Origin of the sequence: Phenylobacterium sp. (assembly GCF_036723115.1) — a bacterium.
GTDB lineage: Bacteria > Pseudomonadota > Alphaproteobacteria > Caulobacterales > Caulobacteraceae > Phenylobacterium.
The window spans coordinates 1-8,365 of record NZ_DAIMHV010000116.1; the positions used below are offsets into that span (position 1 = coordinate 1).

7 protein-coding genes and 1 pseudogene are annotated in these 8,365 nt (G+C 69.5%); 4 read left to right on the forward strand and 4 right to left on the reverse strand.

The genetic code is table 11. From position 1 onward, the window contains the following. A pseudogene (locus V7D28_RS11575) lies at window positions 1–213 on the reverse strand (hypothetical protein); the annotation flags it as partial. Between the two features lie 21 nt (window positions 214–234). Next, the gene (locus V7D28_RS11580) at window positions 235–1,629 is read right to left on the reverse strand and encodes a tetratricopeptide repeat protein (RefSeq protein WP_333587538.1); all 1,395 of its coding nucleotides are present in this window, start codon (window positions 1,627–1,629) and stop codon (window positions 235–237) included. Between the two features lie 191 nt (window positions 1,630–1,820). On the opposite strand from V7D28_RS11580, the gene V7D28_RS11585 reads away from it, so the two are divergent. Beyond that, a complete protein-coding gene (locus V7D28_RS11585) occupies window positions 1,821–3,032 on the forward strand; it encodes a glycosyltransferase (protein WP_333587539.1) in 1,212 nt (403 codons plus the stop codon). Window positions 3,033–3,055: 23 nt separating this feature from the next. Here V7D28_RS11585 and V7D28_RS11590 read toward each other — a convergent pair whose 3' ends face one another. After that, entirely contained in the window at window positions 3,056–4,291 is a 1,236-nt protein-coding gene (locus tag V7D28_RS11590) for an acyl-CoA dehydrogenase family protein (protein ID WP_333587540.1), read from the reverse strand. 15 nt (window positions 4,292–4,306) lie between these two features. Next, on the reverse strand, window positions 4,307–5,428 hold the full coding sequence (locus tag V7D28_RS11595; protein WP_333587541.1) for an acyl-CoA dehydrogenase family protein: 1,122 nt from the start codon (window positions 5,426–5,428) through the stop codon (window positions 4,307–4,309). A gap of 139 nt (window positions 5,429–5,567) precedes the next feature. Here V7D28_RS11595 and V7D28_RS11600 point away from each other — a divergent pair, with 139 nt between their 5' ends. The 3 genes from V7D28_RS11600 to V7D28_RS11610 all read left to right on the forward strand — a co-directional run. After that, window positions 5,568–6,140, forward strand: coding sequence for a hypothetical protein (locus tag V7D28_RS11600; RefSeq protein WP_333587544.1), 573 nt, complete (start codon window positions 5,568–5,570; stop codon window positions 6,138–6,140). A gap of 17 nt (window positions 6,141–6,157) precedes the next feature. Then, entirely contained in the window at window positions 6,158–7,105 is a 948-nt protein-coding gene (locus V7D28_RS11605) for an asparaginase (protein ID WP_333587542.1), read from the forward strand. Window positions 7,106–7,179: 74 nt separating this feature from the next. Further along, window positions 7,180–8,365, forward strand: a 1,186-nt coding sequence (locus V7D28_RS11610; RefSeq protein ID WP_333587543.1) for a M1 family aminopeptidase, incomplete at its 3' end; no start/stop codon positions are given.

The following is an 8,365-nucleotide window of genomic DNA, read 5'->3' on the forward strand; positions in this document are numbered from 1 at the left end:
CCATTGCGACGGCTTGTGGCTGGAGCGCAGGGGCGGATTGATCAGCCCCCCGAAATTCGGACGGATCTGGGCCTCGACCCGCGCGTCCGGAGCGGCCAGGGCGGGGCTTGCGCCCCCCATCGAAAGCACGGCGATCCCGGCCGCCAGGGCGAGGCCCCGCACGGCGCGGCGGGCGAGCCCTTGGGTCGGGGCGAAGGACAGAAGGGTCGTCATCACCGGGGCCTCGTCTAAAGGTCAGGTCCGTGGGGCCCGCGACACCTGGGCCAGGAGTTCGCGAAGGCGTTGGGCGGAGGGTTTGAACCCGGCCAGGGCCGCGTCGATCTGATAGACCACCGCGCTCGCCTTATCCTGGTCGGCCACCCCCTCGAGACCGAGGGAGAAGAAGGTGGACATGGCGTACTTCGCCTCGGCGTTGCCCTGCCGGTCGGCCTGGCCGTACCAGTGGAAGGCCCGCGCATAGTCCCGCGGCACCCCGACGCCCTCGGAATACATGACGGCCAGCGCCAGCTGGGACCGGGCGTGGCCGTTGACCGCCGCATACTGGATGGCCCTCACCTCTTCGAGGGCGCTGAGCCGGCCCGTGGCCGGTCGGCCGAGCATGGCCTGGAAGACCTGCACCTGGGCCGGCGTCACTTCGGCCTTGGTGACCACCGGCCGGGGGGTCACCTGCAGGAAGGCCAGGGCGTGGCCCACATGCACGAAGGGCAGCTCCTCCAGCCGCGACAGGGCCGCGGCTTCGGCCTCACCACCCGGCGGGCTCTCATCCCCATGCGGCACGCCCGATTCCGGGGCCTGGGGCGGATAGAATTCGAAGGGCGCGGTCCACCGTTTGGCCTTGGCCTCGGCGTCGGCGCCCAGGGCCGCCCGGGTGGCCGAAACCCGCTCGAAGTCCTTGAGCATCACATAGCCGGCTACGTCTCCACGCTGGGCGGCCAGATAGTTGAAGAGGTAGACGTCCACGTCGTTGCGCGTGAACAGGGTGGCGGCCGCCGGCGGCGTCGGGCCTTCCAGGTCACGCCGGCTGATGGGGGATCCCTCATGGGGATCGCCGAAGGGCCCGAAGCCCGCGTCATGGAGACGGGCCAGGGTGCGCAGGCCCGGCGCGCCCTGCTTGGACAGCACATAGATGACCCGGTCGCGCACCTGCTGGCGTTCGTCGGAACTCATGCGCCGGAGCAGGGCCTCCAGGGCGCGGTAGGCCGCCTGCCGCTCGGCCTGGCGGCAGTCCTCCAGCCGGCCGCCCCGGCGGGGCTGGGCGGCGGCCACGATGGGGGCGTAGCCCTCCGGGTTGGACAGCGCCAGCTCGTACCAGACCGCCGCCTCAACAGGATCAGCGACCTTGCGCGCTTCGGAGGTCGGGCCGGCATAGCGGCGCGCAAGATCGATCTGGGCGAAGAAGTCTCCGGCGAAGGCCTGACGACGCAGGGCGCGGATCTGCTGTTCCTGGGCGTTGAACTCCGCGCTCGTCAGGAAGGTCTGGGGTCGGGGACAGGAGAGGTTGGCCTCCCGGCCGCCCAGGCCCCCCGGCTTGGGCTCGCAACCCAGCAAGGGGATCAGGCTGGCGAGCACCATGACGGTGACGCCCTTGCGCGCGCCGTCGCGCAGCCGCAGGTCCGCCGTTTCGGCCATGCCTCGGGCTCCCCCACTCAGAGCGCGTTAACCATAAGTCCCCCACGCCAACTAGCCGCGCGAGCGGCCCTACTGTCAAGCTCCACGAAGCTCGCCGCCGACCTTGTTCCAGGCGCCATCGGCACTTTCATGAGAGGGTGCGGGATCACATCTGCCTTCCCGACGTTGAGCACTCCAGGGAAGGTTCCAGCGTGTCGATCCAAGGTGTTTCTGCATTTCCCCCGAAGGGCCTCTGGGAGTGCCCCGCAGGGTCGGTCGAGTCGGCCGGTTTCGGCTTCCACCTGCTCGACGCCACCATGATGTTCGCCCCCCGCTCCGGCGGGGTGAAACGCTATCTGCTGGCCAAGGCCGACTGGCTGGCCACGACCCGTCCCGACATCACCCACACCATCCTGGCCCCCGGCGCGCGCACCGGCCAGGCCGGCAAAGGCCTGGTGACCATCTCGGCCGCCCGGCTGCCCTTCGGCGACGGCTACCGCATGCCCGCCAGCCCCGCCCGGTGGGAACAGATGATCCGTCTGCTGGACCCCGACATCATCGAGGCGGGCGACGTTTTCGTGCCGGGGCTCGCCGCCCTTGAAGCCGGACAGTCCCTGGGCCGTCCGGTGGTGGGCTTCTGCCACACCGACGCCGCAGCCCTGGCCGCCCTGCACCTCGGGGAATGGGCCCGCGCGCCGGCGAGGCGTCAGTGGGCCGAGACCTTCGCGCGGTTCGATCAGGTGGTGGCCCCCAGCCGCCACATGGCCGCCCGCCTGGCCGAGGCCGGGGTGGAGGGCGCCAGCGTCCAGCCCCTGGGGGTGGATCTCGACCTCTTCCATCCTGGTCGCGGAGATCGCGCCGCCCTGCTGCGGCGCCTGGGTCTGCCTTCGCGCACTCGGCTGCTGGTCTTCGCGGGGCGGCCGGCGCGGGAGAAGAATATCGACGCCATGGTCGAGGCGGTGGAGCGCCTGGGCGACCCCTACCGGCTGTTGCTGGTGGGCGCCGGCCGCGACCAGAAGCCCAGCCGCTCGGTGCTCTGCCTGGACTATGTCAGCGATGGCGAGACCCTGGCGGGCGTGATCGCCGGCGCCGACGCCTTCCTGCATGGCAATGAGAACGAGCCGTTCGGCCTGGCGGTGTTGGAGGCGCTCGCCGCCGGTACGCCGGTGATCGGTCCCCGTCGGGGCGGCGTGGGGGAGTTGATCGACGAGACCGTGGGCCAGCGGGCCGAGCGCGCCACCGCCTCGGGTCTCGCCGACGCCATCACCGCCCTCTTTGCGCGCGATGTAGAGGCCCTGTCGGCCCAGGCGCGCCTGCGAGCCGAGCAGCGACACGGCTGGGCGGCGACCTTCAGCGGTCTGGCCCGGATCTATAGCGGCCTGGTCCAGGGGACGGTCTCCCGCCCCCTGGCGCTTTCGGCCTGAGCCGTCAGAACGGGCAGGTTCGTCTAACGACCGGTGGGCAGGTCCTTGAACGGGATGTCCTTGTCCACCCGGATGTCGCCAGGCAGGCCCAGGACCCGTTCGGCGATGATGTTGCGCAGGATTTCGTCGGTGCCGCCGGCGATCCGCATGCCCGGCGCCGACATCAGCGAAGCATGGAAGGCCCCGCGCAGAGGCGCCAGTTCCGGATCGTTGATGATCCCGTACTGGTCCAGCATCTCGACCGCCGAATGGGCCAGTTCCTGCATCTGCACGGCCGAGATGATCTTGCCGATGGAGCTTTCGGGACCCGGCGTCTCGCCCTTGGACAGGGCGGTCATGGTCCGGTTGCGGGTATGCTTCAGCCCCTCGGCCTGCACGTACCAGTCGGCCAGCTTTTCGCGCAGGGCCTGATCCTTGATCGCCGCCCCGCCATCGAGGCCCGGCGTGCCCCGCGCCGCCTCCATGAAGGCGCTCCAGCCGGCCCCGGTGGAGCCGCCCACGGCCAGGCGTTCGTTCATCAGGGTCACCAGCGAGACCCGCCAGCCGTCATCGACGGCGCCCAGGCGCTGGCTGTCCTTGACCCGGACATTGGTGAAGAAGACCTCGTTGAAGCCCGAGCCGCCGGACATCTGGTGGATGGGGCGCACTTCCACGCCCGGATCCTTCATGTCGATCCAGAACATGGTCAGGCCCTTGTGCTTGGGCGCGTCGGGGTTTGTGCGGCAGATGACGATGCCGAAGTCGGAGAACTGGGCGCCGGTGGTCCACACCTTCTGGCCGTTGATGATCCAGTCGCCCGACCCGTCAGGGGCGCGCTCGGCGCGGGTCCGCGACCCGGCCACATCGGAGCCGCCCGAGGGCTCGGAGAAGAGCTGGCACCAGATCTCCTCACCGCGCAGGGCCGGCCCCACGAAGCGCTTCTTGGTGTCCTCGTCGGCGAAGGTCATCACCGTGGGCACGCACATGCCGAGGCCGATCTGGAAGGGGTTGCCCGGCGTCGGATGGGCGCTCTCTTCCTGATTGAAGATCACCTGCTGGATGGGGGTGCCCCCCTGCCCGCCCCATTCCTTGGGCCAGGTGATGCAGGCATAGCCGGCGGCGGCCTTCTTGGCCTGCCAGGCCTTGGAGGCGGCCAGGCCGTCGCTGGATTCGCCCAGCGGATCAGCTTCGCCTTCGCGCTTCTTGGGCGCGTTGGCGGCCAGCCAGTCGCGCACCTGCTGACGGTAGGCGGCCTCTTCGGGAGTGTCCTTGAAATCCATGACTCAGTTCCTCCTTCAGGCGGCGGCCGCGTTGCGGCGTTCGAGGTGGGCGACCAGGCGCTCCTTCCAGACCCGCGGCGCGCCGGCCACGAGGGAGAGCTGTCGCGAACGGCGGTAGTGGAGGTGGCAGTCCATTTCCCAGGTGAAGCCGATGCCCCCGTGGGTCTGGATGTTCTCCTTCGAGGCGAACCAGTAGGCTTCGCTGGCGGCGATGCGCGCGGCGCTGGCGGCCACGGGCAGCTCCACCGCGTCGGTGTTGAGCGCCCAGGCGCCGTAATAGGCGTTGGACCGGGCCAGCTCGTTCTTCACATAGATGTCGGCCAGCTTGTGCTTGATCGCCTGATAGCTGGCGATCACCCGGCCAAAGGCGTAGCGCTCCAGGGCGTAGGCCTTGGCCATCTCCAGGCAGCGGTCGGCGCCGCCGCACTGCTCGAAGGCCAGCAGGACCGCGGCGCGATCGTTGATCTGCTCCAGCAGTTCAAAGCCCTGGCCGGCCTCGCCCAGACGGCGGACCGGGGCGTCCTTGAAGGTCAGCCTGGCGGCGTCGCGGGTGGGGTCGAGGGTCTTGAGGCTCTCGCGGGTCACCGAGGGGTCGGTCAGGTCGGCGATGAACAGGCCAGGCCGCCCGCCTTCCTTGGCCATCACCAGGGCCACGGTGGCGATGTCGCCGTCGGTCACCGGCAGCTTCACGCCGTTGAGCTTTCCGTCCTCCACCGTGGCCTGGATCGTCGAGGGACCCGGCACGCCGGCGCCTTCGGAGATCGCCATGGCGCCGATGACGTCGCCGGCGGCGATCCGCGGCAGCAGATAGGCCTTCTGCTCTTCGTTGCCGGCCAGCATGACCGCCTCGGCGAGGAAATAGACCGTGGAGGCGAAGGGAATGGGCGCCACCGCGCGGCCCAGTTCCTCGGCGATCACGCACAGCTCCAGCCGGCCGAGGCCCAGGCCGTTATATTGCTCGGGGATCGCAGCCCCCAGCCAGCCCTGCTCGGCCACCGCCTTCCACAGAGCCTCGTCATAGGGCTTGGCCTCGTCGTCGAGGACCTTGCGCACCCGGCTGGTGGGGCACTGCCCCTCGAGGAACTTGCGCGCCTCGTTCTTCAGAAACTTCTGGTCGTCGGAAAAATCGAAATTCATGCCCGTCTGATCCCGCCGAATTCGCGGCGTCTGCGTTTCCCTGAAACCCCACCATACGCATCGCAGCAGGCGTGAAAAGATTGACCTCGCGTCAAGAATTTCAGGGTCTTATGCGCAAAACACAGGTGCGGTGGTGCGTATGGCCAAGGCGGTCTTCCAACGAAATCAGAAGGTCTGGGTGGAAAGCGTCGGCGCCTGGGCGGTGATCGAGAAAATCGTGCCCGTCTGGGCCCGAGGTTTCGACGAACCTGTCCGAGTAACCTACGATGTGGGCCTGGGACGGGATTTCCACGCTCATGAGCTGCGCCCCGAGCAGAACAGCCATGACCTGATCAATGACGATGAGCCCAGCTGGCGGCTGCTCCGGGCCCGGAACAAGTGGCAGCAGCCGGAGGACTGCCCCCATCACCCCTATCCGGGCACCTATCCGGTGGTGGTGACCGACGCCAATGACTGGGGCGGATGGCGGGTGCCCGGGGCGGAGTACGACCGCGACCCGCTGAAAATCGAATTCCAGGCCAAGCTTATCGCCTCGTCCAAGCGCCTGCTGTCCATCGCCCGCAACCTCGCCCTGCTGGTGGACGAGTCGCCAGAGGACGCGCCCCCGGAGATCCGCCGGCTGGCGGAGGAGGCCCGTAAGGTCGACCGGTTCCTGCAACAGATTCCCGCCGCCAGCGAGCAAGCGGTCCAGGCCGCCGAAGACGCCGCCTGAGATCGAGCCCAACGCCCATGCCCGCCCTCCTGCTGCTGGACGCCGGCGGCACCATCAGCTCGGCCCGGACGGCCAGCGGCGCGCTTGGCGCGGGCCAGGGCCTGGCCCTGCCCGGACCCTTCGCCGATCTGCCGGTCCGTCAGGCCTATCGCGGCCTGAGCGAGCAGATGACCCTGGCCGATGCGCAGGCCGTGGTGCAGGCGGCCGTGGACGCCGCCCGAGAGTCCGATGTGGCGGGCGTCGTGGTGGCGCATGGAACCGACACCCTGGAGGAGACGGCCTTCCTGGCCGACCTCGTCTGGAACACCCCAAAGCCCCTGGTCTTCACCGGCGCGCAGCGGGCCCCGGGCGCCGCCGATTTCGACGGGCTGGACAATCTCAGCCTCGCCCTGGCCCTGGCCGGCGACGGGCGAGCGCAGGGGTCCGGGGTCTGGATCGCCTTTGGCGGGCGCATCCTGCCGGCGGCGGGAGGCTTCAAGCGCCACACCGCCGAACTGGCGGGCTTCGATCACCGCCAGGGCCTGGCCGGCGATCTGGCCCGACTGAGCGGGCCTCCCCCGTCCCGCCCCGCGCCGCTGACGACTCTGCGCCTGGACGAGACCGTGGAGACCCTGGCCGTGGGGCTCGGCTCTTCGACCCGGCTGCTGGACGCCGCGGTGGCCTCGGGCGCCCGAGGGCTGGTGCTGCAGGCGCTCGGGAGGGGTAATGTCTCCGACGCACTGGTGAGCGCTGCGGCCCAGGCGGCCGGCGCCGGCTGCGTGCTCATGGCCACCTCGCGCTGCCCCTATGGGGAGGCCGCCCCCGACTATGAATCCGGCCGGGCGCTGTGGGAGGCCGGCGTGGTCTTCGCCGGCGCCCTGGGACCGCCCCAGGCCCGCATCCTGCTGAGCGCCCTTCTCGGTCAGAACGACGACGCCGCGCAGGTCCGCCAGGCGGCCCGCGACTGGATCGCCGCCCGCGGCTGAGGCCGACGCCTTTCCCGCCGCAGCGTCCGGGCCGCCCTCTGGCGGCGGAGGCCCGGGAGGGCTAAATCCCTGGGATGCGCACCGACACCCCCCAGCCGATCCGCCTCTCCGATTATCAGCCGCCCGCCTTCCTGGTGGATGAGATCCATCTGGACTTCGACCTGAAGCCCGCCGCCACGCGGGTGAAGGCCCGCATGACCCTGCGGCGGAACGGCGAGGCCGGCGCGCCCCTGGTGCTGAACGGAGAGCGGCTGACGCCCATATCCATCGCCATCGACGGCAAGGCCCTGTCCGAGGCCGAGCGCACCATCGACGCCGAACACCTGACCATTCCCAACGTCCCCGACGCCTTCGTCCTGGAGACCGAGGTGGAGATCAATCCGGCGGCCAACACCTCGCTGGACGGCCTCTACATGTCCGGCGGCCGCTTCTGCACCCAGTGCGAGGCCGAGGGCTTCCGCAAGATCACCTGGTTCCCCGACCGGCCCGACGTTCTGGCCCGTTACACCGTGCGGATGACCGCCGACCAGGCGTTCCAGCACCTGCTGTCCAACGGCAATCTGATGGAGTCCGGCGCCGCCGCCGACGGCCGGCACTATGCGGTCTGGAACGACCCCTTCCCCAAGCCCAGCTACCTGTTCGCCCTGGTGGCCGGCGAGTTGGACGTGCTGGAAGACAGCCTGATCACCATGAGCGGCCGCAAGGTCGACCTGCGCATCTATGTGGACCCCGGCATGTCCAGCCGCGCCGCCTACGCCATGGACGCGCTGAAGCGCTCGATGACGTGGGACGAAGAGGCCTTCGGCCGCGAGTACGACCTGGACCTGTTCATGATCGTCGCCGTGCGCGACTTCAACTTCGGGGCCATGGAGAACAAGGGGCTGAACATCTTCAACTCCTCCCTCCTGCTGGCCGACCCGGCCACCGCCACCGACTTCGACTATGAGCGGATCGAAAGCGTCGTCGCCCACGAATATTTCCACAACTGGACCGGGGACCGGATCACCTGCCGCGACTGGTTCCAGCTGTGCCTGAAGGAAGGCCTGACCGTCTTCCGCGACCAGAGCTTCTCGGCCGACATGCGCGGCGAGGCCGTGCAGCGGATCAAGGACGTCAAAGCCCTGCGCGCCCGGCAGTTTCCCGAAGACCAGGGGCCCCTGGCCCACCCGGTGCGGCCGTCCAGCTATCTGAAGATCGACAACTTTTACACCGCGACCATCTACGAGAAGGGCTCCGAGGTCATCCGGATGCTCAAGACCC